Annotated in this window: 31 protein-coding genes and 1 riboswitch; of the genes, 19 read left to right on the top strand and 12 right to left on the bottom strand. The window is 48.6% G+C overall.

Annotated elements, in window-relative coordinates; genetic code table 11:
• Window positions 1–47: 47 nt before the first annotated feature.
• On the top strand, window positions 48–800 hold the full coding sequence (locus tag AOC34_RS10080) for a DUF4395 domain-containing protein (protein WP_108469928.1): 753 nt from the start codon (window positions 48–50) through the stop codon (window positions 798–800).
• Between the two features lie 81 nt (window positions 801–881).
• On the opposite strand, the gene AOC34_RS10075 is transcribed toward AOC34_RS10080, so the two are convergent.
• The gene (locus AOC34_RS10075; RefSeq protein WP_159074854.1) at window positions 882–1091 is read right to left on the bottom strand and encodes a hypothetical protein; all 210 of its coding nucleotides are present in this window, start codon (window positions 1089–1091) and stop codon (window positions 882–884) included.
• Between the two features lie 128 nt (window positions 1092–1219).
• Between AOC34_RS10075 and AOC34_RS10070 the strand changes: the two genes are divergently transcribed.
• From AOC34_RS10070 to AOC34_RS10050, 5 genes are all read left to right on the top strand, one after another.
• Window positions 1220–2326, top strand: coding sequence for a patatin-like phospholipase family protein (locus tag AOC34_RS10070; RefSeq protein WP_108469926.1), 1107 nt, complete (start codon window positions 1220–1222; stop codon window positions 2324–2326).
• A gap of 132 nt (window positions 2327–2458) precedes the next feature.
• Entirely contained in the window at window positions 2459–3877 is a 1419-nt protein-coding gene (locus tag AOC34_RS10065; RefSeq protein ID WP_108469925.1) for a sensor histidine kinase, read from the top strand.
• A 43-nt stretch (window positions 3878–3920) separates the two neighbouring features.
• Window positions 3921–4481, top strand: a complete 561-nt coding sequence (locus AOC34_RS10060) for a peroxiredoxin (RefSeq protein ID WP_108469924.1) — start codon at window positions 3921–3923, stop codon at window positions 4479–4481.
• Between the two features lie 143 nt (window positions 4482–4624).
• Window positions 4625–5077: a tetratricopeptide repeat protein gene (locus tag AOC34_RS10055; RefSeq protein WP_159074853.1), complete on the top strand. Its 453-nt coding sequence runs from the start codon at window positions 4625–4627 to the stop codon at window positions 5075–5077.
• Window positions 5078–5187: 110 nt separating this feature from the next.
• Window positions 5188–5706: a DinB family protein gene (locus tag AOC34_RS10050; RefSeq protein ID WP_108469923.1), complete on the top strand. Its 519-nt coding sequence runs from the start codon at window positions 5188–5190 to the stop codon at window positions 5704–5706.
• 30 nt (window positions 5707–5736) lie between these two features.
• Here AOC34_RS10050 and AOC34_RS10045 read toward each other — a convergent pair whose 3' ends face one another.
• A complete protein-coding gene (locus AOC34_RS10045; protein WP_108469922.1) occupies window positions 5737–6225 on the bottom strand; it encodes a cupin domain-containing protein in 489 nt (162 codons plus the stop codon).
• A 141-nt stretch (window positions 6226–6366) separates the two neighbouring features.
• Window positions 6367–6469, top strand: a riboswitch (glycine riboswitch).
• 443 nt (window positions 6470–6912) lie between these two features.
• Here AOC34_RS10045 and AOC34_RS10035 point away from each other — a divergent pair.
• Genes AOC34_RS10035 through AOC34_RS10020 form a run of 4 tightly spaced genes read left to right on the top strand, consistent with a single transcriptional unit; the run spans window position 6913 to window position 10129 of the window.
• Window positions 6913–7311 (top strand): MAPEG family protein, encoded by a 399-nt coding sequence (locus AOC34_RS10035; protein WP_199908296.1) that lies wholly within the window; start codon window positions 6913–6915, stop codon window positions 7309–7311.
• Window positions 7312–7321: 10 nt separating this feature from the next.
• The gene (locus tag AOC34_RS10030) at window positions 7322–8164 is read left to right on the top strand and encodes a methyltransferase domain-containing protein (RefSeq protein ID WP_108469920.1); all 843 of its coding nucleotides are present in this window, start codon (window positions 7322–7324) and stop codon (window positions 8162–8164) included.
• 48 nt (window positions 8165–8212) lie between these two features.
• On the top strand, window positions 8213–9265 hold the full coding sequence (locus tag AOC34_RS10025; protein ID WP_108469919.1) for an NAD(P)H-dependent flavin oxidoreductase: 1053 nt from the start codon (window positions 8213–8215) through the stop codon (window positions 9263–9265).
• Between the two features lie 3 nt (window positions 9266–9268).
• The gene (locus AOC34_RS10020) at window positions 9269–10129 is read left to right on the top strand and encodes a pirin family protein (protein ID WP_108469918.1); all 861 of its coding nucleotides are present in this window, start codon (window positions 9269–9271) and stop codon (window positions 10127–10129) included.
• A 1-nt stretch (window position 10130) separates the two neighbouring features.
• On the opposite strand, the gene AOC34_RS10015 is transcribed toward AOC34_RS10020, so the two are convergent.
• A complete protein-coding gene (locus AOC34_RS10015; protein WP_234408104.1) occupies window positions 10131–11078 on the bottom strand; it encodes a hypothetical protein in 948 nt (315 codons plus the stop codon).
• 122 nt (window positions 11079–11200) lie between these two features.
• On the opposite strand from AOC34_RS10015, the gene AOC34_RS10010 reads away from it, so the two are divergent.
• Window positions 11201–12157 carry a sodium-dependent bicarbonate transport family permease gene (locus AOC34_RS10010; RefSeq protein WP_108470169.1) on the top strand — a complete coding sequence of 319 codons (957 nt, stop codon included), beginning with the start codon at window positions 11201–11203 and terminating at the stop codon, window positions 12155–12157.
• A 66-nt stretch (window positions 12158–12223) separates the two neighbouring features.
• Entirely contained in the window at window positions 12224–12460 is a 237-nt protein-coding gene (locus tag AOC34_RS10005) for a hypothetical protein (RefSeq protein WP_108469917.1), read from the top strand.
• Between the two features lie 143 nt (window positions 12461–12603).
• On the opposite strand, the gene AOC34_RS10000 is transcribed toward AOC34_RS10005, so the two are convergent.
• A complete protein-coding gene (locus AOC34_RS10000) occupies window positions 12604–13302 on the bottom strand; it encodes a DUF3313 domain-containing protein (RefSeq protein WP_108469916.1) in 699 nt (232 codons plus the stop codon).
• Between the two features lie 114 nt (window positions 13303–13416).
• Between AOC34_RS10000 and AOC34_RS09995 the strand changes: the two genes are divergently transcribed.
• Entirely contained in the window at window positions 13417–13806 is a 390-nt protein-coding gene (locus tag AOC34_RS09995) for a carboxymuconolactone decarboxylase family protein (RefSeq protein WP_108469915.1), read from the top strand.
• On the opposite strand, the gene AOC34_RS09990 is transcribed toward AOC34_RS09995, so the two are convergent.
• Entirely contained in the window at window positions 13803–14948 is a 1146-nt protein-coding gene (locus AOC34_RS09990) for an alpha-hydroxy acid oxidase (RefSeq protein WP_108469914.1), read from the bottom strand. The two genes, AOC34_RS09995 and AOC34_RS09990, sit on opposite strands and share 4 nt — an antisense overlap.
• A gap of 98 nt (window positions 14949–15046) precedes the next feature.
• Window positions 15047–15346, bottom strand: coding sequence for a DUF1330 domain-containing protein (locus AOC34_RS09985; RefSeq protein ID WP_108469913.1), 300 nt, complete (start codon window positions 15344–15346; stop codon window positions 15047–15049).
• Window positions 15347–15422: 76 nt separating this feature from the next.
• Between AOC34_RS09985 and AOC34_RS09980 the strand changes: the two genes are divergently transcribed.
• Window positions 15423–16313 carry a DMT family transporter gene (locus AOC34_RS09980; RefSeq protein ID WP_234408103.1) on the top strand — a complete coding sequence of 297 codons (891 nt, stop codon included), beginning with the start codon at window positions 15423–15425 and terminating at the stop codon, window positions 16311–16313.
• 92 nt (window positions 16314–16405) lie between these two features.
• A complete protein-coding gene (locus AOC34_RS09975; RefSeq protein ID WP_108469912.1) occupies window positions 16406–17590 on the top strand; it encodes a pyridoxal-phosphate-dependent aminotransferase family protein in 1185 nt (394 codons plus the stop codon).
• A gap of 101 nt (window positions 17591–17691) precedes the next feature.
• Here AOC34_RS09975 and AOC34_RS09970 read toward each other — a convergent pair whose 3' ends face one another.
• Window positions 17692–17880 (bottom strand): hypothetical protein, encoded by a 189-nt coding sequence (locus AOC34_RS09970; RefSeq protein WP_108469911.1) that lies wholly within the window; start codon window positions 17878–17880, stop codon window positions 17692–17694.
• 224 nt (window positions 17881–18104) lie between these two features.
• Here AOC34_RS09970 and AOC34_RS09965 point away from each other — a divergent pair, with 224 nt between their 5' ends.
• Together AOC34_RS09965 and AOC34_RS09960 are read left to right on the top strand one after the other, a co-directional pair.
• Complete coding sequence (locus AOC34_RS09965) at window positions 18105–18284, top strand: hypothetical protein (RefSeq protein WP_108469910.1); 180 nt, start codon at window positions 18105–18107, stop codon at window positions 18282–18284.
• Between the two features lie 19 nt (window positions 18285–18303).
• Entirely contained in the window at window positions 18304–18570 is a 267-nt protein-coding gene (locus AOC34_RS09960; protein WP_159074852.1) for a hypothetical protein, read from the top strand.
• Here the strand turns inward: AOC34_RS09960 and AOC34_RS09955 are convergent, their stop codons facing one another.
• Together AOC34_RS09955 and AOC34_RS09950 are read right to left on the bottom strand one after the other, a co-directional pair.
• Window positions 18571–20199, bottom strand: a complete 1629-nt coding sequence (locus tag AOC34_RS09955) for a peptide chain release factor 3 (RefSeq protein WP_108469908.1) — start codon at window positions 20197–20199, stop codon at window positions 18571–18573.
• Window positions 20200–20261: 62 nt separating this feature from the next.
• Complete coding sequence (locus AOC34_RS09950; RefSeq protein WP_199908295.1) at window positions 20262–20990, bottom strand: pseudouridine synthase; 729 nt, start codon at window positions 20988–20990, stop codon at window positions 20262–20264.
• Window positions 20991–21035: 45 nt separating this feature from the next.
• On the opposite strand from AOC34_RS09950, the gene AOC34_RS09945 reads away from it, so the two are divergent.
• Window positions 21036–21983: a DMT family transporter gene (locus tag AOC34_RS09945; RefSeq protein ID WP_108469906.1), complete on the top strand. Its 948-nt coding sequence runs from the start codon at window positions 21036–21038 to the stop codon at window positions 21981–21983.
• A gap of 23 nt (window positions 21984–22006) precedes the next feature.
• On the opposite strand, the gene AOC34_RS09940 is transcribed toward AOC34_RS09945, so the two are convergent.
• Window positions 22007–22945 carry an LpxL/LpxP family acyltransferase gene (locus AOC34_RS09940; protein WP_108469905.1) on the bottom strand — a complete coding sequence of 313 codons (939 nt, stop codon included), beginning with the start codon at window positions 22943–22945 and terminating at the stop codon, window positions 22007–22009.
• Window positions 22887–23564 carry a carbonate dehydratase gene (gene can, locus AOC34_RS09935; RefSeq protein ID WP_108469904.1) on the bottom strand — a complete coding sequence of 226 codons (678 nt, stop codon included), beginning with the start codon at window positions 23562–23564 and terminating at the stop codon, window positions 22887–22889. The genes AOC34_RS09940 and can overlap by 59 nt, the downstream gene beginning before the upstream one ends.
• A gap of 22 nt (window positions 23565–23586) precedes the next feature.
• Between can and AOC34_RS09930 the strand changes: the two genes are divergently transcribed.
• On the top strand, window positions 23587–23883 hold the full coding sequence (locus AOC34_RS09930) for a DUF167 domain-containing protein (protein WP_108469903.1): 297 nt from the start codon (window positions 23587–23589) through the stop codon (window positions 23881–23883).
• A 4-nt stretch (window positions 23884–23887) separates the two neighbouring features.
• On the opposite strand, the gene AOC34_RS09925 is transcribed toward AOC34_RS09930, so the two are convergent.
• Complete coding sequence (locus tag AOC34_RS09925) at window positions 23888–24784, bottom strand: aspartyl/asparaginyl beta-hydroxylase domain-containing protein (protein WP_199908369.1); 897 nt, start codon at window positions 24782–24784, stop codon at window positions 23888–23890.
• Between the last annotated feature and the right edge of the window lie 14 nt (window positions 24785–24798).

Here is a 24798-nt window from a genome sequence, read left to right as displayed (position 1 = left end):
GTTTAAAACGACATACAGTTCATTATCAATTTGAATAAGAGGCAGACATGACAACTTCAGCTTTTCAATTTGGCGAAATAAAGCCTGAATATCCAGTCGCAGTTTTGAATGAGCGAACAGTCAGAGCGGCCGCAGGTATTTTGTTTGTATTTGCTCTGATTTCATTTATGAATGCTTGGCTAATGGGAAACTTTTTCCCTACCAAGGTATTTGTTTGTGCCTTTCTCATTGAATTTACGATTAGGATTTTCATTAACCCCAAATATGCGCCTGTCATGATTTTGGCGCAGTGGTTGGTTAAGGGTCAGCAACCTGAATACACGGGGGCTCCACAGAAGCGTTTTGCTTGGTCAATTGGATTTATCTTGGCCGCCACAATGTTTTATTTGATCGTACTGAAAAGTGTGGTGGGCCCTATCAATATTATTGTTTGCGCTTCCTGCTTAGCGCTGATGTTTTTTGAAACCTCTTTTGGCATTTGTATCGGCTGTAAGATTTACAACCTTTTTAATAAAGCCCAAGCCCAGCTATGCCCGGGAAATTCTTGTGATATCAGCATAGAAAAACAAAACAATATATCCAAGGGTCAATTGCTAATACTGGTTTTATTTGCTGTCAGTGTGTTGGCTATCTTCAATTATTTCTCTGGCAGCTCGAATGAGCCCACATTATCAGCAGCCCCTAACGAGGTGATGAATAAGGAAGTAGACGCAAAAGAGGTTGAAAGATGTAAGGTACCTGATTTTGCTAAAGCCATGGGGCATGAAGAAAAGTGGAAATTACATAACAACTGTAAATAAAGAGTCAGGCATCCTCGGCCCTGGTCGATTCCGCCCCGGGCCACCAAGAAATACCTAAACCACCTTCGGGTGGTTTTTTCATTACGGTTTAATGAGCTTAACCTTAGCTTTAGTTTCTCTAATCATTTGGTTACGAAACACAATAAAAGCATCGTTTGAGTCAATTGCCACGACAGATTGCTTGTCGGTGAGGCCATTAGCTGTTCGATAGTTAATAACCCAGTGGTTAGCTAAATCAGTAGGCTCAATAGAGATAACTTCATATTTCTTCACACAACCATTATCGCTCACACCACAGGGTCAGTTATGTAGCCCTAGTCGATTTCGCTCTGGGGCACCAAGAAACACTAAAACCACCTTCTGGTGGCTTTTTCATTTGTTGATCTGTTATAAATTGATTAACCATTAATGGAGCCGATATGACGCAATTTTCCCGCCGTAATTTCTTGAAAACATCTGCCGCTGGTTCTCTTGCTATTGCTGGAGCTTCTGGGGTTGTGATTGATTCTGCTAATGCGCAATCAACGCCTCAAAAGCCAACCATTCAAAAGAAGGCCAATGAAATATCCGCTAAATTATTTGCCGATGATGGCTTAGCAATACCAATTGCCACCAAGCCGATGATGTCAAGCCTGGCGAAAGGCTTGGATCGTACGATGGTGCTCGGCGGCGGCGGGGAGTATTACATTGCTTGGTATTGTGGATTTTTTCATGGCCTGATTGAGGCTGGCCTCGATATGGCAAAGTTACCTGAAATGGTGGTTGGCACTTCCGCAGGGTCTTATATGGGCTCATCGCTACTTTCGGGCGAATTTACTCGCTTACGTACCGAGTTTGATTTTTTTGGAAAGTTCCCCGAGATTTTTGCCAAGATTGCACCTTTGGCTAAGCCCAATATAAGTCAGATAAGAGCCGATCAAATTAATATGAGCGCAACGGATGGCAGCATAGAGACGCGCAAGATAATCGGTAATGCTGCTTTGGCGGCAAACAATAAATTGAATGGCGATCAGGTTGAACGGGTGGCCGCATTACTAACAGGCGATAGCAAAAAAAATTGGCCGACCAGTCGGATGTACACAACAGGGATAGATTGCTATACAGGCGAACGTATTGTTGTGGGACAGCAAGCCGCCAGAAAGAATGGCATTCCATTAGCGCATGGTGCGGCGGCAAGTAGCTCCTTGCCAGGGGTCGCTGGACCCACACTATTGGGGCAGCGGTATGTGATGGATGGGGGCATTTGTTCAAATCCCGCCCATGTGGATTTGGTAGCTGGCTCCAAAAGAGCGCTCATCATCACATTGACGGACGGGGTGACGGGCGCAATTTTAACTACCATTCCGCATCCGATCGCTCAAAACATTGAAGACATTAAGGCGACCGGTACAAAGGTAAAGTGGATCGTTGCTGGCACTCCCAAAGGCGTTGACTTGCTTGATCCAAGGCAGATTGCCGGCGCATTGCGCACAGGCCATGATCGCGCAAAAGTAGAAGCGCCAAAAATCAAAGAATTCTGGGCCTAGAGGTGGCGTATTGGGCCCGGTCGATTTCGCCCCGGGCCGCTAAGAATCTCAATAGCCCATTTGCCGCGGAAGCAGATGTTGTTTAAAACAACATGCCACGACAATTAGCCCTAAGTAGTAGTATTCAAGTTAATGAAATACGCCAACGAGATATTCTTCTTTGTCTTTGCTCTGATTCTATGGGGGTTGCTTTACGGCTCACGATTTATATTAACGGCGGATAAAACGAGCCAGCCAAAAAAACTGTGGCTAACCGCGCTGACGCTTACTGCAACTTCATTTACGCTCTTCGCATTAGCATCAACAATTACCTTGTCCTTGCTTACATTAGCAAACACATGCTTTGTTGCAAGCTTTATTTACTTTGGATTATTTTGCCGCTCGCTTAGTGTTCCGATTCCAAAAAAAGTAAACATTCTTGTGCTAGTCGGCTTATTGGCCTTTGCTGTTTTATTTGAATATTTAAGGCAAAAGGGGTTGTTTATCGAAAGGGTTGGCTTGATCACCCTGATAGGAGGCGCCTGTTTTATCTGGGAACTAAGGGAGCTAAGGCAGTTCAGGGGAATTGGCTCTACCCAGCTCCGGTTTTTGTTTTACACCATTGTTATCGAGCTGGTTCTTACCGCTGCAAGGTTTATAGCTTTGTACATTGATGGTGGATTCACTACCCCTAACCTATATCAAGAGGGCGTAGTTAGTACCTCAATTAGATGGGCCTGGCTGGGCATCTCAATCCTGTCTTATGTTGTAGTCCTGGGCTATTGGCTGGAAAAGCTAAGCATTGAAAACGTGCAAGTCGCCAGCGAAAATGAAAAAATAACCGGACTCTTAAAAGAGAAAGAACGGCTCATCTACGGCCTGATGAAAGCCAATAAGACGGCTGCCACGGGCGCTTTATCCGCATCGATAGCCCATGAGCTTAATCAACCCCTTGGAGCCTCGAATCTAAACATCCAGTTTCTTAAAATGAAATTAGAAAAAGGGGTGTTGAATCCAGAGCTGGGTAAAGAGATTTTAGATTCGCTGGAGGAAGACAATAAAAGAGCGGCCACGATTGTTAAATCACTCCGGTCTATATTTGGCGATAGCAATTCGAATCCTGAAGAGGTTCGGGTGGATGACCTGATTACTAAAGTATTGAATATTGTTACGCCAGAGCTAAGGTCCAAGAATATCCAAATTCAACTTCGCGTTGATGAGGGCTTAAAAATTCGGGTCAATTCTGCAGAGATTGAACAAGTCGTATTAAATCTTCTGAATAATGCCGGACAGTCTTTGGCCAACTCCGGAACACTCCTGCGACGGATCACCATAGAGGCTACCAAAGTCGGCAAGTCAATTCGCCTAAGTATTGCGGACAATGGCGCGGGCGTTCCCGTTGAGTTTCAGCCCCAATTATTTGAATTGCTGAGTACCACCAAACAAACAGGTATGGGTTTAGGGCTGTGGCTTTGTAAGCATATCGTTACTCGATATGGCGGCTCTATTCACTATGAAGATGCTGTTGATGGTGGCGCTAGATTTATAGTGGAGCTACCATCGGCAGGCTAGGCGGCGGCGGGATATCGAGCCCCGCTTAATATAGAATGAGTGCATGACCAATCTAAACCAGCTCCCCACAGACTTACCTATTCCTCAAGATGATGGCTCAACCAATCATTTGAGGGGAATGAGACTGCCCCAAGTTTCCTTATATGCCACTAATGGCAAGACCGTTCATCTTGGAGACATTAAAGGCAAGCTAGTTATCTATTGTTATCCAATGACGGGGCAGCCCAATGTGGCACTACCAGATGGCTGGGATCAAATTCCGGGAGCAAGGGGCTGTACGCCACAAAGTTGCTCATACCGAGACCACTATCAAGAGCTTCAAGCATTGGGCGCAGAGGTTGTAGGTTTGAGTGTTCAGTCTACTGAATATCAAAAAGAGATGGCCGATCGACTTCATTTGCCATTTCCGGTTATCAGTGATGCGAACTATCAATTTCAGAAGGCATTGAATATGCCAACGTTTGAAGCAGCAGGGATGACTTTACTCAAGCGCGTAACGCTGATTGCCAATAATGGCGTGATCGAGGCAGTTCACTACCCCATCTTCCCAAGTGATAGCGATCCAGCCTGGGTAATGGATTATTTGAGGGCGCACCCGGGTTAAGCGAGCTGCACATTGTTGGCCCACCTCTGCTAACAAACTAGCAAGTCTGAAATTACGATGGGCGGCCTGTTCATTTATCTTTTGATAAGCGCAAATTGAATAATCGGTATATAAAGGATAGATCACTATCTAAAGGGGCTCAAATGAAAAAATTACTCCCAATCATTGTCTTGCTCTTTTCCATGGCGGGGCTATCTCAAGCCGCAGATCCGGAACCTGCTAAGTCAGACCCTACTTGGTTAACTGAGGCAAGGGCAAGCATTAAGTCTGAAAATTACGATCAAGCCGTCAAGCAACTACAGGCCGCTAACGAAACAAGCTCAGCCGATTGGAATAATTTACTAGGCTATAGTCTGCGCAAAAAACAGCCACCCGACTTGGTGGGCGCTGAAAAATATTATCAAGCTGCTTTGAAGATAGATCCGCGGCATCGTGGCGCCCTTGAGTATTACGGCAAGTTAAAGCTACTTAATAATGACTTACCAGGGGCAGAGGCTTTATTGGCCAGACTAGATAAGGCCTGTACTTTTGGATGCGAGGAATACTCTGACTTAAAAGAGGCTGTACGGAAATACAAGTCTAGAAAACAGAGCTAGGCAGCATGGACTTTAGCTAACGCCGCTATGCATCTTTAAGAAACACCAAAACCACCTTCGGGTGGTTTTTCATTTGATAGACTGTGCTTGCTGATTCCGGGGAGGCCTATATGTCTGCAGTTCGAAATATCCGAATGCTCACGCGCTATAACAAGTGGGCAAACACGATGCTGTTGGATGCAATTGCGAGCTTGCCGGCTGAAGAGATAATTAAAAAGCGTGCCGCCGCATTTGGCGGTATGTCGTTTGCTTTGGCGCACGTGGCAATTGTGGATCAAATCTGGCGCGCTCACTTGCTTGGGGAGGCTCATGGATTTACATCGCGCACTACAAATTCCCCAGGCTCATTGGAATTGCTATCGAACAAGTGGAATGAGATGGGTGACTGGTACATCCAATATGCCGACACCATGACCGAGGCGCAGCTGAATGAAAAGATTCACTTTGCTTTTGTTGACGGCGGTACTGGAGAAATGACGAGGGGCGATATATTGATTCATGTTTGCAATCACAAAGCCTTGCATCGTGGGCATATTGGCGACATGTTTTATCAGTCTGGCTTTAGACCGCCATCAATCGATTTGCCTGTGTATTTCAGAGACGCTTTTAATGAAGCAGAGCTTGGCTAGGCCATCCTTAGCGCCAGCATTGCTAAAGACTTAGACCCTTGTAAGAGCCTCGATAGCCTCTTTGTGAAGTGCTGTTGTGCCAAAAGTATCCAGCAGGGTTTGCCGCTTGCCCATTTCAAATTCAGTAAATGTAAATGCGGGCCCAACTACGCAGCTGACTAAACAAAAAGCATCTGCTCGTACTGGCCTTGCTGCAAACCAAGTGCCCGCCGGGATCGTCGTTTGAAACTGCATGGAGTCTAGGCCAAGCTGGGCTGTGGCAAGCGCATTCTGGGCATCAAAGTAATGGATGGCGATATCGCAGCCCATATGAAAGAACCAGGTTTCGTCGGATTGAATGCGATGCCATGCCGAAAAATCATTTCCCGATAAAAGGTAGTAAATGCTGGAATAGGCATTTTTGCGATTGCCATTAGCCTCCTTTACCAGGGAGCTTGCCCGATGCATTTCACGGTAGAAGCCGCCCTCTGGATGGGGTTCCAGTTGGAGGGCGTCAATCACAGCCTGGATGTCCTGCATAAAGGGATGCCTTTTCTATATACACAATTCGATAAAAGTACGATAAACTAGTTTTAAGCAGGAGAGTGAGGCCATGCCTCCACCGAAGGCGCAAACTCCCATGAACGCTCAGGTATCCACCCGGAAGGTACTGCTTATCCTAAATAGCCGTCTGGAGAGCCGCCATTTTGTGGCGCACCGAAGGAGCAAATACTAAGCTGGGCTTAGTGTGAATCTCTCAGGTATCAGGGACAGGGGGAGCGGCAAGCTTGCAATCAGCCAGTCTGATTGCATGGCGCTATTAGGAGCTCTGTAATGACACGTTATTCCGGTTAATTCAGTAATTGTTTTGAGTCCATTGGCTAACCATTTGGCCGCCACTACAACTTACTGAATGAAAGCAATTCCAATGTCAAATTCATATGCACACGAAGCCCCTTACCACCCAGGTTACGAGGACGCCTCGTTTAAAAACGAAGTATCTCCACAAATTACAGAGTTAATGGAGTATCGAAAGATGAATGCCCGGCACTTGCAGTTCTCCGAAACCATCGTACAGTTCTGCAAGTCTGATTTAAACCGCCACACCCAGCAAAGACAGGCAAGAAGGTAAGTAGTTAGCAAACCAGCAGCCGGATTGCAAACCACCTACGGGTGGTTTTTTCATGGCGATGTACTATAGCAGTTCATCATTCTTTAGGGCAAAGCATGCTTATCGTTACTACATTGATTGCCTGCATTTTGACAGCGCTCTTTATTCGGCTATCGTTTGGTGTAATTCGTCTGCGACGACACCATAAAGTCGGCCTGGGCAGCGGCGGCGTTGACGATTTAGAGCGTGCCATTCGTGCCCAAGCGAACTTTGCTGAATACGTACCGATCGCATTAATACTGATGGCTTGCCTTGAGCTCAATGGTGCGCCGCTATGGATCATCGCCATTCTTGGTATTGCCTTCGTGGCTGGCCGGGTGATTCATGCTAAAGGAATTAATCAGCCGCCACCGCACTTTAGCAATCGCGTCATCGGCATGAAATTTACGATCACGACCCTCATTATGCTGGTGATATTTAATCTCGCCTGGTTGCTGTTGCAGCTCTGGTCATAGGAAGATACATATGCAAATAAAGCGCCATTACTTTGCCATCGCGTGCTGTGTCGCGCTCCCGCTTTTATATGGATGTGCCACGATTAACTATGGTGATAATCAATTTAAGCTCAGTATGGCGAGCTCAGGTAAAGACGTCATGTGGATGCCAACCAAAGTCGAGATGGCCGATCAAATGCTCTCCCTCGCACAAGTACGCAAAGGGGATCTGGTATATGACTTGGGCTCAGGCGATGGCGTCATTCCGATTGAGGCCGCAAAAAAATACCAGGTGCGTGCAGTCGGCATTGAGTACAACCCTGATTTAGTCAAGTTATCCCAGCGCAATGCAGAACGGGCCAACGTCCAAAGCCTGGTGACATTTAAGCAAGGCGATATTTTTGTGGAAGATTTTTCACAGGCCACTGTGCTGACCTTGTATCTGGGCGAAAACCTTAACACCAAGCTGATTCCGACCATTTTAAAAATGCAAGCGGGTACGCGGGTAGTCTCCAACACATTTCGCATGGAGGGGTGGGTAGCGGATCAGGAGGTACGTATTTCCAATGGGGAAATGGCTTATCTTTGGATTGTCCCAGCCAATATCGATGGTGGCTGGCAGTGGAGTGGCCCGGCTGAACTGGGCGATCTTCGCCTTGTAATTCGTCAGAAGAAGCAATTCTTTGATGGCACCTTGTATCAGGGCAATAAGCGAATTGCGCACTTTGAAGACGGACGCATTCGAGGATCGGATTTGGAGTTTGCCTTTGCTTACCAAAATACAAGCTATGTTTTTAAGGGCAAGATCAATGGGCCAAGTATGACGGGCAATCTGAACAATAACCCAGCATTGACTGTTCGTGCGAGGCGCTAAGGACAAGCTTTAGAGACAAGCATTTTTCTCTACCATTACTAACTACACATGTTTAACTTCGCTCAATTAGCGCTGCCACTGATTCAGGCTCCAATGGCCGGCGGAATTACTACGCCCCAACTGGTGGCGGCAGTTGCTAATCATGGAGGGGTTGGCAGCTTTGGTTTTGCGTACAGTACGCCAGAAAAAATTCATACGGATTTGCTTGCGGCGCAGTCACTGACGAGTGGACCCATCAATGCAAACTTTTTTGTGTTCAGTCCGGTTCGCTTGCCAAGCGATCAGATACAAGCTAAAGCCCTACAGGCTTTGCGTTCGCTGGACGTAGGCGGAGTTCAATCGCTTTCCATTCCGGAAGAGCCCTTCTATCCCAGCCTGTTGGATCAGCTAGAACCCATTTGGAAGGCTCGACCAGCAATCCTCAGTTTTCATTTTGGCCTGCCACCGGAGGGTGTTATTGAAAAAGCCCATGCGCTCGGAATTGCCGTCGGCATTAGTGCCACGAGCCTTGCAGAAGCCTTAGCCATCGAGTCCGCGCATGCCGATTTTATTGTTGCCCAGGGAATCGAAGCCGGCGGCCATCGCGGGCAATTTGATTTACTGGCTAAAGATGAGGCGCTAAGCACTTTAGCGCTTACGACTCAACTGGCCAAGCATTGCCGCATTCCGATTGTTGCAGCAGGCGGCATCATGAATGGAGCGGATATACATGCAGCGCTTGCTAAGGGCGCGCAGGCGGCGCAATTGGGAACGGCATTTTTGTGTTGCGATGAGTCGGGGACGCCGCCCAGTTACCGCCACTATGTATTGCACAAACAAGACAGGTCAACAACACTGACTAAAGCATTTTCAGGACGGCTTGCGCGCGGCCTGGAAAATACCTTCACGCGCACCATGCAGGACCAAACAACACTACCCTTTCCGCTCCAAAACACCATGACAGGGCCGCTGCGCCAGTGGGCTGCGGCACAGCAAGATGCCGAGTATCAGAGTCTTTGGGCAGGAACAGCGTATACACAGGTTCGGAGCATGTCAACACAAGACTTGATGCAGGAATTGCGCAATGAGATCGAAGCACAATACCAAAACTCGAATGCATAAAACATGAAACAGATTATTGGAGTACACCATGCCCATGAGCAGCATTGGGTAGGTGATGGGTTCCCGGTGCGAACCTTGTTTTCATATCAATCTATGGGCGAAGAGCTGAGCCCATTTTTAATGTTGGATTATGCAAGCCCAACACGCTTTCCCCCGGCCACAACAGCAAAAGGCGTTGGTCCGCATCCGCACCGCGGCTTTGAAACGGTTACGATTGTTTACGAGGGAGAGCTTGCACATAAAGACTCGGCAGGCAATAGTGGCGCAATTGGTCCGGGCGATGTGCAGTGGATGACAGCAGGCGCTGGAATTTTGCACGAAGAAATGCACTCAGCGAAATTCACGCAGCAGGGCGGAATGCTAAGCATGGCGCAGCTCTGGGTTAATTTACCAGCAGCACAAAAGATGACCCCACCCGGCTACCAGGCAATTGAGGCTGAGCAGATACCAACCATTCAGTTAGAAAATGATCAGGGTACGGCCCGCCTCATTGCAGGTGATTATGCTGGACTTTCCGGGCCAGCAAACACCCGCACAGCCATGCAGGTTTGGGATCTGCAGATTAAAAAAGGGGCAGTGATTTCGCTACCCGCACCCAATCATTGGAATGCTGCACTGGCCGTATTGCAGGGCGAAGTTGAGACCGATAAAGGGCTTGCAGGAGACGCTAGTCTGATTGTCTTTAGTCGGGCGGGTAATGGTATTGAGGTCAGCACTAGCCAAGATAGCCATGCCCTCTTTTTGAGTGGAGAGCCAATTCCGGAGCCCATGGTGGGCTATGGCCCCTTTGTGATGAATACCAAAGCAGAAATTACGCAGGCGATTGATGATTTCAATGGCGGCCAGCTTGGCAGGCTTGACTAACCTAAAAGCTGGCGGCTAAGCCAATCGAGGTGCCGCGTACGTTTTGTCCAAATTGATAGCGAAACACAATTCGCATGCGACTAAAGAGCGGCTCTGATTGACTGCGATCAAACTCAATACCACCACCTAGCGATGACAAGGAATTAAAACCGAGTGCACCGCGCAGATCGCCTAAAAACTCTGTGTGTGCTGCTTCCATGACGGCACGAATCGGCATCGAAAAAAAGCTGAGTGGCGTAGGCACTCGATTGCGAGCCCACAGACTCAGGCTTTGGGAGTTGGCTGAACCCTGAACTGCCTTGGAGGTATCAAAGGTATTCATTTCAATATTGGTATAGCGCAATTCAAGATCAATTTCGCGTTCTGGTTTGTAGTTTTCGTAGTCGAGCATCAGCGATCCGCCCAGGCCATAGGCGTTCATGCGCCCTTTTTGTAAGAACTGCACATCGACGCCGGTTTGATTTTCAATCACCCGAGATGCAATCGACAGATCGCTTTCGAGGTGACCCAGCATAACGTTGGCAATCGGCCTGATGCGCAGTTCGTTGGTCAGTGGAAAATCCCAGCCGACACCACCAGTACCGGTGATGCTATTCCAATGCACTGGAATATCAATACTGGTATTGCCGACGTTGCCCACAAAGCTCGGGTTGTATCGATTGACTGCGAGTGTGCCCTCAAGATAAAGCGGCACATCTTTACTTAGGCGATCTCCGCCGCCCAAGGAAATCATTTGCAGGTTAGGGTTGTTGCCGCTGCGGTCGGTAATCGATAAAGATCCAGTGGTGACGTCAGGCGTTAAAGAATAGCCAGTAATTACCATGAAGGCATCTGCCCGTTTTTTTAAAAAGGCATTGAGGGCATCAGCACCTTGTGCGCGCGCGCCCGAAATCAATGCGCACCAAAACACAATTAGGCAAATCAGGCGGCTTCGAGTGGAACGCAGCATCGGTGTAGCGCTTAGCAGCAAGGCGGAGGGGTTATAGGCTTGTGCGGGCTGAATAATGAGCCCACAATATCCCTGAAATTATAAGACGGATAGGCCTTATGGCGACCCGTTATCATATGTATGTGAATAACTTCCTTGATCCCGCCATCCTCTTTTTTGTGTTTGGTGCTTTTGCTGGCCTGATTAAGTCCAATTTAGAGATTCCGCAGCCGATTGCGCGCTTTCTGTCGCTGTATTTGTTAATGGCCTTAGGGCTAAAAGGCGGCTTTGCACTCCAGAAATCCGGTTTTACTCAAGAGATTGGTTTGGCGCTGGGCCTCGCTATCTTTTTGGCCATCATTATTCCAATCATTGCGTATGCGTTACTGCGAACCCGGCTAAACAATTACGACTCCGCCGCTATCGCCGCAACGTATGGCTCTGTAAGTGCAGTTACTTTTATTACAGCAACCCAATTTCTGAGCAATCAAGATATTCCATACGGCGGACACATGGCTGCAGCGATGGCGCTCATGGAATCGCCCGCCATTATTTTGGCCATTGTATTAGCCAATAAAGCTCGTGTGAGCAGTACTAGCAAGGCTCAGTCGATTGGTTTGTCTAAGGTATTGCATGAATCATTTACCGACGGCGCGCAACTTTTATTGCTTGGATCCATGGCGGTGGGTATGCTCAGCGGTGAAGATGGTCAGCGCATCATGGCGCCATTTTCAATTGATTTGTTTAAGGGAATGTTGGCGTTCTTTCTCTTGGATATGGGCCTGATGGCAGCAAAAAATTTCAGCGGCATTAAAGGCAAGCCGCTGATCGTATTGCTGTATGCACTGGTTGCGCCTTTGGTGCACGCAGGCATTGCTTTGGTCCTCTGCACCCTATTGAAATTGCCATTGGGGGATACGATCCTATTAATGGTGCTTGCCGCTAGCGCGTCGTACATTGCAGTACCGGCGGTGTTACGCCATGCTCTGCCCGAAGTTAATCCAGCGCTCTATATGGGAATGTCCTTGGGCATCACCTTCCCCTTCAACATCATTCTTGGCATCCCGCTGTATTCATTTGCGGCTCAACTGTTGCGATAGCTCTATATTTATGCTTTGCCATAGCTACTTGGTATAGTGTGTTGATTCACTAACAAAAGGACCGATATGACCCACCACGAAAAACTCATTGCAGCGTTTGAGGCTTACAAAGAAGAAAATACTAAGTTTAAGGAAAAAGGCGTGAAAGCATCTGCTGCACGCGCACGCAAAGCACTTCAGGAAATTGCTGGGTCATGCAAAGAGCGCCGCAAAGAAATTACGACAGAAAAAGAAATGCTGGAAGGTAAAAAAGGCGAAGGCATGTCGCAAGATGCCGCTCGCCATGCCCATATTCGCAAGTAAGAAATCTGCACCTAATTGGTGCTATTTGCAGCAAGCGATTGGCTTTGGTCAATTAATATGTAAATGTAGTCGATTTATTTATTTTTTCCTCCATAAGCATTCTTTGGCCATCCTTCAGGATGGCCTTTTCTTTTGGCGATTGCTTATTTCATCGCGGTTGGCGTTGGGTTGGCCGAGACTTCCATGGCTAACTTCACTGCGCGCTTAGCCATGTCCTCAAATGAGGCAATTGAGCCCGAGCCAGTTCTGAAGGTCTCCCCTTCTAGCGTGATGACGCCGCCGCCAATAAATTCATTTGATTGGCTGTCGGTAATTTTGCTCTCGATGACCAATGCAGGTGTTTTAGAGTTAACGCCAGAGGCATACGCTGCCGCATTGGCAGCAAGGCCGATTGGCGTAAAGCTCCACGGCTTTAGACCGTCGGCTGAAACTTCAGCACCCGTAATACCGACCGATATGCGCGCTACACCAGGGCCAGGTTGCGTGACGATGCGCATGCCACGACGACCTTCAACGGCTTCACGCATCGACATTTCTAGGGCGCGCTTTGCCTGCGCAACTACTGCAGGTGTAATCTCGCTCGTAAATTGCGATTGATTCAAGTAAATGGGGTCCAAAATAACGGCAGTATAGGTATTGGGATTAACGCCCGCTTTGCGATAGCGCCAAATACGTGTTCCATCGGGGGTATTTGCAACGGGCTGCAATAGGCGATAGTTGGGTAAAAAACCAGACTCTGGCATGGCGGTCGTAGACATAATTTTGGGCCCGCTACTGCAGGCTACCAAAGCGCTTACAAGCGGCGCCATTACGAGGAGTGAAACTAATGTTCTGCGCTTCATGAAGAGATCCTTGTCGTGTCATGTGGCACATGATGTACATTCATTCTACGGCCAATGTGAATCAAGCGCCCGCGGTAGAAACATACAAGATAAATAAACAAAAAAGGTATAAAGATGGCAAAGAGCGATCGATTTGAAAAAGGAATGGTAGTGCGCCGCAAGGTATTGGGGGATGCCTATGTCGACCAAGCAATGCAGAAGGCAGATGATTTCTCAATGCCGCTGCAGGATTTTGTGACTGAAAATGCGTGGGGTACGGTGTGGGTGCGAGAGGGCTTAACGCTCAAGCAGCGCAGCTTAATTACGGTGTCCGCTATCATTGCCATGAATCGACCGCATGAGCTGAAGTTGCACATTCGCGGCGCCATCAACAATGGCGTAACCAAGGTAGAGCTGCGCGAAGTCTTTTTGCACTGTGGCGCCTACTGTGGCGCGCCCGCGGTAGTGGATGCGTTTCGGATTGCGCGCGAAGTATTTGCGGAAGACGCTACAGCAGCAGGCTAGAACGTGCCGGGATACAAAATATCTTTCGTCACATCTTGAATATCACGGTGACCTGTAAAGGCCATCGTGATATCGAGCTCTTTGTGAATAATCTCGAGGCATTTGGTTACGCCAGCCTCACCCATGGCGCCCAGGCCGTACAAGAATGGGCGACCAATCAAGGTGCCGCGCGCACCCAAAGCCCAGGCCTTTAAAACATCTTGGCCAGAGCGGATGCCGCCATCCATCCAGACCTCAATGTCTTTACCAACGGCATTAACGATGCCGGGCAAGGCCTGAATGCTCGAAATTGCCCCATCCAGTTGACGGCCGCCATGATTGGAGACGATCAGTGCATCTGCGCCGGAATCGGCTGCGAGGCGCGCATCGCCCTCATCCAATATTCCCTTAATGATGAGCTTTCCACCCCAGCGTTTTTTAATCCATTCGACATCACCCCAATTGAGGCCCGGATCAAACTGCTCAGCAGTCCACGAAGACAGGGATGACATATTGCCTACGCCAGTAGCATGACCCACAATATTGCGAAAGGTTCTACGTTGCGTCATGGCCATCCCAAGACACCAGCGCGGCTTGGTCATCATATTAAGAATGTTGGGAATGGTGAGTTTAGGAGGAGCGCTCAAACCATTTTTTAGATCTTTATGGCGCTGCCCCAGAATTTGCAAATCCAAAGTAAGAACAAGCGCAGAACATTTGGCGACGCGCGCACGCTCAATTAAGCGCTCGATGAAGGCCCTGTCTTTCATGACATAGAGCTGAAACCAAAATGGTTTTGTGGTGTGCTCGGCAACATCTTCAATCGAGCAAATACTCATGGTCGATAAGCAGAATGGCACGCCGAACTTCTCTGCTGCTTTGGCTGCCAAAATTTCGCCATCGGCGCATTGCATGCCGGTTAATCCAGTTGGAGCCAAAGCGACCGGCATGGTCACTTCTTCGCCGATCATGGTTGTTTTGGTGGTGCGGTTTACCATGTTCACGGCAACGCGCTGGCGCAATTTTATTTTCTGAAAATCCGATTCATTGGCGCGGTAGGTGGATTCTGTCCACGAGCCCGAATCCGCATAGTCATAAAACATCTTGGGCGTGCGTTTTTGGTGCAGTACGCGCAAGTCTTCAATATTGGTAATAACGGGCATGAATAATCCTTGTTAATTCGAGTCTGAATGACAGTATTGTATGGGCTCTAGTCTAGCTGCGAATATCGCTACGAACAAAGCGTAGTTACCCTTGGGGATCAGGCGCTAGGCAGCATGCTAAACAAGCTTAACTGCATGGCTTGATTGCGAATCGGCACCAAGGCTAGGTATTCTGGACTAGCGGCCCAGCGCTGGGCATCGATTGCGGTGGGAAACTCGAGCTGTACGTAAGCAGAGAAAGGCTTACATTCAAGCTCATTCCAAAAAACCTCGCCACGTACCCCGCGTTGTGTAATTCGCCCTCCATAGTGTTCGACCGTAGCGCCAACCTGCTTACGGTATTCTTCAAACGCCGACGCGTCCTTTAGTTCGATTAAGCCAAGTACATGCACTGCCATTGAATTGCTCCGGTTCTGGTATTGCTCTGCATGGAAGTTGAATAGGTATAGTACTGAATACATACAAGGGAATCCAGTGAAGAGTGATACCAAAGGCATGTTGATCGGGTTTGGTGGCATAGCCATCTTTAGCATGACCTTGCCAGTGAGCAAAATAGCAGTTCAAGTCCTTGACCCCTATTTCATTGTGTTTGGTCGGGCGGCCTTGGCGGGATTGGTTGCCTTGGCATACCTTGTTGTCATTCGAGCTCCCTTGCCTGGACGCGCTACCTTGCCAGGATTTGCCATGATCGCTCTGGGGGCAGTTTTTGGGTTTCCTTTGTTTATTACGATTGCCATGACGCACGGCCCTTCATCCAATGGCGCAGTGATCTTAGGCATCTTGCCTTTGGTTACTACCGTGCTGGGCGCTGTGCGCTTTAAAGAGCGGCCGTCCACCGGGTTTTGGCTGAGCTCACTCGTTGGCACGGGATTAGTCTTGCTCTACGCTCTGATGCAGGGCGCCGGACAATTTTCTTTTTTCGATGGATTGTTGATCGCAGCCTGTGTTTGCGCTGCTGTCGGTTATGTCGAGGGCGCGAAGCTGTCCAACACGATGAAACCGAAAATCGTGATCTCATGGGCGCTGGTTTTTTCACTGCCAATTAGCTTGCTTTTCAGCGCTCTGAGCTACCAGACAAACTACATCTATGCAGACCTTGATATTTGGCTTAGCTTTGCCTATCTGGGTATTTTTTCGATGTTTGTGGGCTTCTTTTTTTGGTATGAGGGCCTGCGCATTGGCGGTATTGCCCGTGTTAGCCAAGTTCAGCTACTTCAGCCCTTTTGCACCCTGCTGGCATCCAGCGTTCTATTGGGCGAGCCATTGACCCTGCTTAATTTGGTGTTTGCTGCCCTGGTGGTTTCCACCGTCATGGTGGGCAAGCGCATGCTGGTGAAGGCGCCCAAGCCAACGCCACCGCTGTAAGGGCCTATTTTTAGGGCCATTAATCCGGGGGTAGATTTGCCATTTTTATTGGATAATCATGGGCTAAACCTATAAAAAGTGAGAGACACGCTATGTTGAAATTAGATGCACACGCCTCAGGACGCCATTTTTTACATATTCCTGGACCAAGCCCGGTCCCTTCTCGCGTTCTGCGCGCCATTAGCTATCAAACCATTGATCACCGCGGCCCCGAGTTTGGCCAGCTTGGACTAAAGCTGCTCGAGGATATTAAGCGCATTTTTAAAACCAAGCACTCTGTGATTATTTATTCCTCATCGGGAACGGGAGCATGGGAGGCCGCTTTAGTAAACACCCTCTCGGCTGGCGATCATGTTTTGATGTATGAAACCGGTCAGTTTGCAACCCTGTGGAAAAACATGGCCGATAAGCTCGGCATCTATGCTGAGTTTTTGGGTAAGCCCGGGCTGGAAGGTTGGCGCAGGGGCGTTGATGCGAAGCTCATTGAAGAGCGCCTCAAAAAAGATACCGAGCACAAAATCAAAGCGGTCTGTGTGGTGCACAACGAAACATCCACTGGTGTGACATCTAATATTGCTGCTGTGCGCAAAGCAATGGACGATGCCAAGCATCCTGCGTTGCTGATGGTCGATACCATTTCCGGTTTGGCATCGGCAGACTACTGCCACGATGCCTGGGGGGTCGACGTGACAGTAAGCGGATCGCAAAAAGGCTTAATGCTGCCGCCTGGCCTAGGCTTTAATGCCTTATCTCCCAAGGCGCTCGAAGCCAATAAAAAAGCAACACTACCAAAAGCCTTTTGGGCCTGGGATGAGATTCTGGTTTCCAATAAAACCGGGTACTGGCCAACCACGCCGTCGACTAACCTGCTCTATGGTTTGCATGAAGCCATTGCGATGATTGAGTCAGAGGGCATGGATGCGGTATTTGCGCGTCACCAGCGTTTAGCTAAAGCCTGCCGAGCCGCAGTGACTGCGTGGGGCCTCGAAATTCTGTGCCAAGAGCCCGAGGTATATTCGCCCGTCTTGACCGGTGTAATGCTGCCTGAGGGATTTGATGCGGATGCATTGCGTAAGCTCATTCAGGAGCGCTATAACTTATCTTTAGGCACTGGCCTTGGCAAGCTCAAGGGCCGCGCATTCCGGATTGGCCACTTGGGTGATTGCAATGAACTCAGTCTCTTGGCGGCATTAAGTGGCTGCGAAATGGGCATGACTGCGTTTGGCATTCCGCTGAAAGGCAGTGGCGTTTTGGCTGCGCAAGAGTTGCTACGCTAGACGGATTTCGTTTTGATGTGAAAAAGCCGCCAAATACCAAGGCGGCTTTTTTATTTCCAGAAAACGAGACTACTTTGTTAGCTGAGTCTTAATGACCTGGATTACGCTGGCACAGCAAGCGGCGCACGCTTGCTCAGCTCGCGCCGGACTTTATCTTTGATTTTTGGCTGGGTTGCAGATTCCATTAATTTAGTCAGTTGAGCCACATTGAGTGGCCCCAGGCGTGCTTTGCCTGTTTTGGTGAGCATCGGATCGTTCTTGCGATTGCGCTGATTTTGACCTGCGGCCATAGGTAATCCTTATAAAGATTCAATGGCGCAAGGGGGGAAGTCATTTCGCCCAATTAACCCCCCAATTAGGGCACAAAATAGTGATTCAAATCAGAATAACAGCAATTTTTTGCTGAAAAAAAGTATATTTTGTGAAATCTGCTATAAATATTTGTAGTATTAACGAAGTAATAGCAGTCCATCACCCGAATTTAGTCTAGAACAACGTAAAGCAAAGGAAGATCATGTCATCTCACGAAACCATTATCGCTGCGTATGAAACCTATCTGGCTGAAAATGAAAAGTTCAAAGTAAAGGGAGTTAAGGCATCTGCTGCTCGAGCGCGCAAAGCGCTGCAAGATATTGCGACTGCATGTAAAGAGCGCCGCAAAGAAATTTCTGCAGAAAAAGAAGCGCTGGCATAAAGTGCGCGTGCCGCACCTGATGCGAATCTCAGCAATTGGCATGAGCACGGTGCGGCCTCTTCTTAAGCTTGGAACAGCGCTGCTGATTGGTTTTCAATTATCGGCATGCGCAACCATCTATACCGATGCGTCGGACGCAAACAAGGTTACGTTTTTAAATTCCACCAATGAGTCGCGTGCGGACTTGCAAAGTAAAGCACAGGCTTACTGCATGCAGTACGGCAAAAAAGCTATATACCGAGAGACGGACGGTGGCGTAGTAACTGTCTTTGACTGCAGGCCGTAACTAACCGGCGAGCTCGGATTGATAGATCAGACCAGCATGCTCACGCAAGGCATGAAACTCAATGCTTTCCCAGCGCTGCTGTGCGACATCCAGTTCTGATTTATGTGTTGCTAAAAACACTGCGGCACCAACAACGTCTTCTGCCATGCGGTGAATGTTTTCTTGCGTAAATTTTTTAAGAGCAACCGAATCCGTTGAGCTAACCCAGCGGGCTAAGCTGTAACGCGCTGGCAATAGCCGCACTTCAGCGCCGTACTCACTCTTGAGGCGATGTGCAACTACTTCAAACTGGAGCTGACCAAATGCGCCCAGCAGCATGATGCCGCCAGCCATTGGTCTAAACACTTGAATGGCCCCCTCTTCGCCCAGCTGCATGAGGCCCGTACGCAATTGCTTGGACCGGAGCGGATCAGCCGACTCAACTAATTTAAAAATTTCAGGTGCAAAAAAAGGCAGGCCGGTAAATTGCAGTTGCTCGCCTTCGGTCAGCGTATCGCCTAAGCGAAGCAAGCCATGATTCGGCAAGCCAATGATGTCGCCAGGGAAGGCCTCATCGAGAATGTCGCGCCGCTGCGATAAAAAGGACAGGGCATTATTGGTGCGCACTTCTTTGCCGTTGCGGCAAATCTTTAATCGCATACCGCGCTGAAAGTGCCCGGAACAGATCCGCAAAAAAGCAACGCGATCGCGGTGCGCAGGATCCATATTGGCTTGAATCTTAAAAACCACTGCAGAAAACTTACCCTCAGACGGCAGTACTTCACGCTGAATGGCCTTTCGAGAGCCTGGCGGCGGTGCAAGCTCAACCAAGGTGTTCAGAATTTCACGAACACCAAAGTTATTAATGGCCGAGCCAAAGAACACCGGAGATTGCTTGCCAGCTAAAAATGCCTCTAGATTAAATTCAGGCATGGCATTGCGAATCAAATCAACTTCGGCCAGCGCTTCTTTCAGATCAGAGCCGAGCCGTTCTTGCAGGGCTGGATCATGGATATCAATTAGAGTGTCAGAGCTATCGGAGACGCGATCCTCTCCAGCTTTAAAGAGTCGCATTTTTGACTTCGCAATATCAATCACGCCAGCAAATGATTTGCCCATGCCCACGGGCCAAGTAAACGGCACCACTTCCATGCCAAGGGCATTTTCAATCTCATCCATTAGCTCAAGAGGTCGCTTCACTTCGCGATCCATCTTGTTAATGAAGGTAATGAGTGGCGTATTGCGGGCGCGGCAGACTTCGAGGAGCCGTAAGGTCTGTGATTCCACGCCGTTGGCAGCATCAATCACCATCAGTGCTGAGTCCACGGCCGTTAAGACTCGGTAGGTATCTTCAGAAAAGTCTTGATGGCCTGGCGTATCTAACAAGTTAATGATGCAATCGCGGTATTCCATTTGCATTACCGAGCTGGCAACCGAGATGCCGCGCTGTTTTTCGATTTCCATCCAGTCCGATGTCGCGTGGCGACTCGCCTTGCGGGCCTTGACGCTACCCGCAATTTGGATTGCCCCAGCGTACAACAATAGCTTTTCAGTCAGCGTCGTTTTGCCAGCATCTGGATGGGAGATGATGGCAAAGCTGCGGCGACGAAGGACTTCTTGGCCCGGGGATTGGGACTGCTGTGGATCGATGGCTGTTCTACTTATGGTCTACGTTCTGACGCAATTATAAGCGGCAGGATTTACAGGTTCGGTTAGAAGCGCTCTTCTGGGCGCAAAAACCGCCATTGACCAACGGGCAGCGGGCCTAAGGAAATCCGGCCCATGCGCACCCGTTTTAAACCCAAGACCCGAAGGCCAACGAGCTCACACATTCTGCGGATTTGGCGTTTACGGCCTTCACGCAATACAAAGCGTAATTGATCTTCGTTTTGCCAACTGACCTTGGCAGGTTTGAGCTCTTGATCATCAAGGATCAGCCCGTGACGAAGTAAGTCCAGGTCGTCAAACGAGAGCTTGCCTTCCACCCGCACTAAATATTCTTTTTCAATTGGGCTATTTTCACCAATCAACAGTTTGGCGATGCGCCCATCTTGCGTTAAGACCAGCATGCCGCTTGAATCAATGTCCAGCCGACCTGCTGGAGCTAAGCCCTTGGTATTAAAGCGGCCGGTGTGTTTAGAGTCGCCCGAAAAAAAGTTTTCAGGAGTAATGAGTGAGGCTGCTGGCTGGTACTCTTGATCATCATCTCGATGGGAGATATAGCCAATGGGCTTATTGAGGATGACGGTGACGCGAGCGGCTTGCTGTTTCTGGGCGTCTAAGCGCAATTCAATTTTTTGACTGCGGTATGCGCGAGAACCGAGCTCAGACACCACCTTGCCATCCACCGTAACGAGGCCTTGCTCGATATAGGAGTCGGCCTCGCGCCGTGAGCACAGACCGAGTTCGGAAAGCAGTTTAGAGACGCGAAATTGTTCCATCACGCTATTATGAATTACACAGCACCTTGCTAAACTGAATTCAGAATGAATGCACCCCAAAAAGAGCCCAAATTGGAGATAGACCCGGTAAAACTGCCGGACGATCGTAAGTCGAGCTTGGATTTACAAGCAATCATCCTGATAACGGGGTGTTGTTTGATTTGGGGCTATCAGCAGATCGCCATCCAGGCAATAGCGGACGAAGTGCCTCTGCTGATGCAATTAACCGTTCGTTCGGTTATTGCCAGTGCATGCGTATGGGTCTGGATGATGTTTAAAGGGATTAGGCCGTTTCAGTCAGACCGCACACTCATGCCAGGTGTGATTGCTGGCCTTCTATTTTTTGCTGAGTTTGTCTTGCTGTATTCGGCGCTCGAGCACACCAATACATCGCGTGCCATTACCTTTTTGTATTTAGCCCCATTTATTGTGGCGCTAGTGTTGCCGATCTTTATACCGGCAGAGCGCCTAAATTGGATGCAGTCGATTGGTTTGCTTATTGCTTTTGGCGGCTTGGCATTCGCTTTTCACGATGGATTTTCAAGTGGCGCTACGCACTTTTTATTGGGTGACATTGCAGTCATTGGCGCTGCTACGGCATGGGCATTCACAACCATTGTGGTGCGGACGACTGCGCTTGGACAAATTCAGCCAGAGCGCACTTTGTTCTTCCAGTTGTTTTTCTCGTCCATCGCCTTAATAGGCCTTTGTTTCGCCTATGAAATCCCGCCACCAGAAACGCTATCGATCAATGCAATGGCCTCTCTATTTCTCCAGTCTGTCATTATTGCGGCTGCCAGTTATTTATTTTGGTTTTGGCTTTTACGTCATTACCTTGCCAGCAAGGTATCTGCTTTCAGCTTCTTAACGCCAATGTTTGGATTGCTCTTCGGGTTTTTTCTCGCAGGCGACCCAATCAATAGCAGTCTGATCGCTGCTTTTATTTCAATTGTGCTGGGTATTTATTTGGTCAATCGCCGGCAAACAATCTAAATCTAGATTTCAGCAAAACGAATTCAGTAGTGGCTAGCCTGACCGTCGGGGCGATTCTTAAAGCGCTTATGCACCCAGTAGTACTCCGCAATATGTTGGCGGATCTCGGCTTCGTAGATTGCGTTTAGCCTTGCTGTGTCGGCAACAGGATCATCGCTTGGAAAGCCATCAATGGGTTTACCAATAACGCAGGAGTAGCGCGAACGGTCTGGCAATAAAGTGGTAACCATCATGCACACTTCTGCTTGAGCAATTGAGGCAAGGCGAGACACGGCCGTAATGGTGTTGGTCTGGACGCCAAAAAAAGGTACGAACACAGAATCCTTAAGGCCAAGATCTAAATCAGGTGCAATGATGATTAGATTGCCTTTGCGAATTTCACGAATCAGCGCTAGTAAGTTCCCTTGGCGATCAATGGCATTTCCGCCAAAGCGATTTCGCCAGCGAATGATCCGCTCATTGAAAAAAGAATTCTTCATGCGCTGAAAGAGTCCAGATGTACGAGGCCAGCCTCGCTTCTCTGCTAGGGCGCTAATGACAATACTGCCTTCGATGCCCGTAAAGTGCATATTGACTAAGATACGGGGCTTTTTGTCACCTAAGTCGACCGCAGAGCGAACCTCAATCATGTTGGATACGGCTTGCGCACTGCCCAGCCAAATAATTCCCCGTTCTGCAATGCTGCGACCCAATAGTTGCCAGTGCTCGTTCGCGATTGCATTGATTTCGGAATGACTGAGTTGTGGAAAGCACAGTCGTAAGTTAGTTTTAACAACCCGGTTGCGTTTCCCGGGTATCCGCGCCGCCACTGCGCCGAGCCCATATCCAAACAGCACTACGATGCGGTAAGGCAAGATCGATAGGAGTAGCAAAAAAGCTACACCCACATAATTAAACGCCGCTTTAATCAAGATTGGCTTTGTTGTACCGAAGTAGGCTTTGGCTAGTGAGCGATTTAACATCGTCGGCCGCCCCAACCGTCATGCCAAGATCATGGAGTCCGCCATCTTCGAGGCGGTATACCCAGCCATGTATGGTGAGGTCTTGCCCTCGTGACCATGCATCTTGGACGATGGTTGTTTCGCATACGTTAGTGACTTGTTCAATCACATTGAGTTCGCATAGACGATCTTGACGTACGTGCTTCGGTAATACCCTGCCGAGATAACGCTCATGTTTTTGATGCACATCTTTTACATGCCTGAGCCAATTATCAGCAAGGCCAACGCGCCTATCACCGAGCGCTGCATGGACACCAGAGCAGCCATAGTGACCACAGACAATCACATGCTTTACCTTTAACAGATCAATCGCAAATTGCAATACAGAAAGGCAATTAAGGTCGGTATGGACCACTACATTGGCGATATTGCGATGAACAAAGAGTTCGCCGGGCAAAAGGCCAACGATAGCATTCGCTGGTACGCGACTATCAGCACAACCAATCCATAAAAACTCAGGAGCCTGTTGTGATACGAGGCGTGTAAAAAAATCTGGATCTGCTGCAACCATGGAGCTGGCCCATTCCCGGTTCTTTGCAAAAAGGTGTTCCAACATATTGGCAGAATTGGGTATAGTCATGGTTTGATTTTAAAGTACATTGATGACGCCACAGTGGTTAAAACAAACGGATGTTGGGATAGAGTTGAGCATCTATTGCCAGCCTGGGGCCAAGGTCAGCAAAATTGTGGGCACACATGATGGCCATTTAAAAATATCCTTGCAGCAGCCCGCCATGGATAACCGAGCAAATGAAGCCCTGCTACAGTGGCTATCAAAGCAGCTGCGCATTCCGCAGCGGCAGATTCACCTTATCTCTGGTCAGGCCAGTAAAGTAAAGCGCATCGAGCTATGGGCCCCCATTTCTATCGAACAGGTTATACAAAGTCTAAAGCCGTAAACGCCTACCAAAATAGCAGCCAAAGAATACCCAAAATCAAGGCCCATTTGCCGATATAGTAAACACTACGCTGCTTTGCTTTCAGTTGCTTTGCCTTGCTGCGTAAATGGTAAACGTAGGCAAACAGAACATTAACAAAACCAACTTGCTCTGACTCGACGTTTTTTGATGCAGCAGCGCTCATCACGTGCTTTCCAAACCAACGATTAAATAGTTGTACCACCTTGGTGTAGACCGGACGTTCGATATCGCAGAATAGAACGATGCGCTGGTGATCAGTTTTATTGGCAGCGTAATGGATATAGGTCTCGTCAAACATCACGGCCTCACCATCTTTCCAATAGTAGCGTTCGCCATCAACATCAATAAAACAGTCCGGACTATTCGGAGTTACTAATCCCAAGTGGTAACGTAGTGAGCCGGCGTAGGGGTCGCGATGCTTTACCAGGGTTGCTTCTGGCGGCAGTGATGCAAACATCGCCGCTTTAACCGACGGAATGGACCTGAGTAAGGCTACGGTTTTTGGGCAGGCCGCTTCTGCGGAAGCTAAATCCTTGCCGTACCAGTACAGGTGAAAACGTTTCCAGCCGGTTCGAAAAAAGGAGTTAAAACCAATATCGTTGTAACCGGTGGCGGCAGCGATTGAACCGCCCTCATTTAACGCTAGGGCCTCAGCACGAATCACTTCCCAGTGGTCTTGCAATTTTTTTAATTCCGGGAACTCCGTTACGGGAATATACGCACCCGCCTTCACTTTAGAAAAAAGATAGAGCAGCGAATTGATTGGCGCCAATAGAACAACATAGTCTGTGAGTGATCGCATGATGCCAAAGCGAACCCGGCCCCTAAAATAGACAAAGAGTGCAGAACTCACAAAGATCAACAGAATAGCGTGGCGAATTTCCATAACAGCAG

Origin of the sequence: Polynucleobacter difficilis, from assembly GCF_003065365.1 — a bacterium.
In the GTDB taxonomy this organism is placed as follows: domain Bacteria; phylum Pseudomonadota; class Gammaproteobacteria; order Burkholderiales; family Burkholderiaceae; genus Polynucleobacter; species Polynucleobacter difficilis.
This window is presented reverse-complemented; position numbering and strand designations above follow the sequence as displayed.

Bases quoted from the DNA above. Each gene is read 5' to 3' on its own strand.
- AOC34_RS10080 (WP_108469928.1), top strand. From the start codon at position 48: ATGACAACTTCAGCTTTTCAATTTGGCGAAATAAAGCCTGAATATCCA.
- AOC34_RS09985 (WP_108469913.1), bottom strand. From the start codon at position 15,346: ATGGCAGTGCATGTACTTGGCTTAATCGAACTAAAGGACGCGTCGGCG.
- AOC34_RS10045 (WP_108469922.1), bottom strand. From the start codon at position 6,225: ATGCAGGACATCCAGGCTGTGATTGACGCCCTCCAACTGGAACCCCAT.
- AOC34_RS09950 (WP_199908295.1), bottom strand. From the start codon at position 20,990: ATGGAACAATTTCGCGTCTCTAAACTGCTTTCCGAACTCGGTCTGTGC.
- AOC34_RS09960 (WP_159074852.1), top strand. From the start codon at position 18,304: ATGCGAATCTCAGCAATTGGCATGAGCACGGTGCGGCCTCTTCTTAAG.
- AOC34_RS09990 (WP_108469914.1), bottom strand. From the start codon at position 14,948: ATGCCCGTTATTACCAATATTGAAGACTTGCGCGTACTGCACCAAAAA.
- AOC34_RS10025 (WP_108469919.1), top strand. From the start codon at position 8,213: ATGTTTAACTTCGCTCAATTAGCGCTGCCACTGATTCAGGCTCCAATG.
- AOC34_RS10060 (WP_108469924.1), top strand. From the start codon at position 3,921: ATGACCAATCTAAACCAGCTCCCCACAGACTTACCTATTCCTCAAGAT.
- AOC34_RS10030 (WP_108469920.1), top strand. From the start codon at position 7,322: ATGCAAATAAAGCGCCATTACTTTGCCATCGCGTGCTGTGTCGCGCTC.
- AOC34_RS09930 (WP_108469903.1), top strand. From the start codon at position 23,587: ATGACGCCACAGTGGTTAAAACAAACGGATGTTGGGATAGAGTTGAGC.
- AOC34_RS09940 (WP_108469905.1), bottom strand. From the start codon at position 22,945: ATGTTAAATCGCTCACTAGCCAAAGCCTACTTCGGTACAACAAAGCCA.
- AOC34_RS09995 (WP_108469915.1), top strand. From the start codon at position 13,417: ATGGCAAAGAGCGATCGATTTGAAAAAGGAATGGTAGTGCGCCGCAAG.
- AOC34_RS09975 (WP_108469912.1), top strand. From the start codon at position 16,406: ATGTTGAAATTAGATGCACACGCCTCAGGACGCCATTTTTTACATATT.
- AOC34_RS10070 (WP_108469926.1), top strand. From the start codon at position 1,220: ATGACGCAATTTTCCCGCCGTAATTTCTTGAAAACATCTGCCGCTGGT.
- AOC34_RS09965 (WP_108469910.1), top strand. From the start codon at position 18,105: ATGTCATCTCACGAAACCATTATCGCTGCGTATGAAACCTATCTGGCT.
- AOC34_RS10050 (WP_108469923.1), top strand. From the start codon at position 5,188: ATGTCTGCAGTTCGAAATATCCGAATGCTCACGCGCTATAACAAGTGG.
- AOC34_RS09970 (WP_108469911.1), bottom strand. From the start codon at position 17,880: ATGGCCGCAGGTCAAAATCAGCGCAATCGCAAGAACGATCCGATGCTC.
- AOC34_RS10065 (WP_108469925.1), top strand. From the start codon at position 2,459: ATGAAATACGCCAACGAGATATTCTTCTTTGTCTTTGCTCTGATTCTA.
- AOC34_RS09945 (WP_108469906.1), top strand. From the start codon at position 21,036: ATGAATGCACCCCAAAAAGAGCCCAAATTGGAGATAGACCCGGTAAAA.
- AOC34_RS10055 (WP_159074853.1), top strand. From the start codon at position 4,625: ATGAAAAAATTACTCCCAATCATTGTCTTGCTCTTTTCCATGGCGGGG.
- AOC34_RS10020 (WP_108469918.1), top strand. From the start codon at position 9,269: ATGAAACAGATTATTGGAGTACACCATGCCCATGAGCAGCATTGGGTA.
- AOC34_RS10035 (WP_199908296.1), top strand. From the start codon at position 6,913: ATGCTTATCGTTACTACATTGATTGCCTGCATTTTGACAGCGCTCTTT.
- can (WP_108469904.1), bottom strand. From the start codon at position 23,564: ATGACTATACCCAATTCTGCCAATATGTTGGAACACCTTTTTGCAAAG.
- AOC34_RS10015 (WP_234408104.1), bottom strand. From the start codon at position 11,078: ATGCTGCGTTCCACTCGAAGCCGCCTGATTTGCCTAATTGTGTTTTGG.
- AOC34_RS10005 (WP_108469917.1), top strand. From the start codon at position 12,224: ATGACCCACCACGAAAAACTCATTGCAGCGTTTGAGGCTTACAAAGAA.
- AOC34_RS10000 (WP_108469916.1), bottom strand. From the start codon at position 13,302: ATGAAGCGCAGAACATTAGTTTCACTCCTCGTAATGGCGCCGCTTGTA.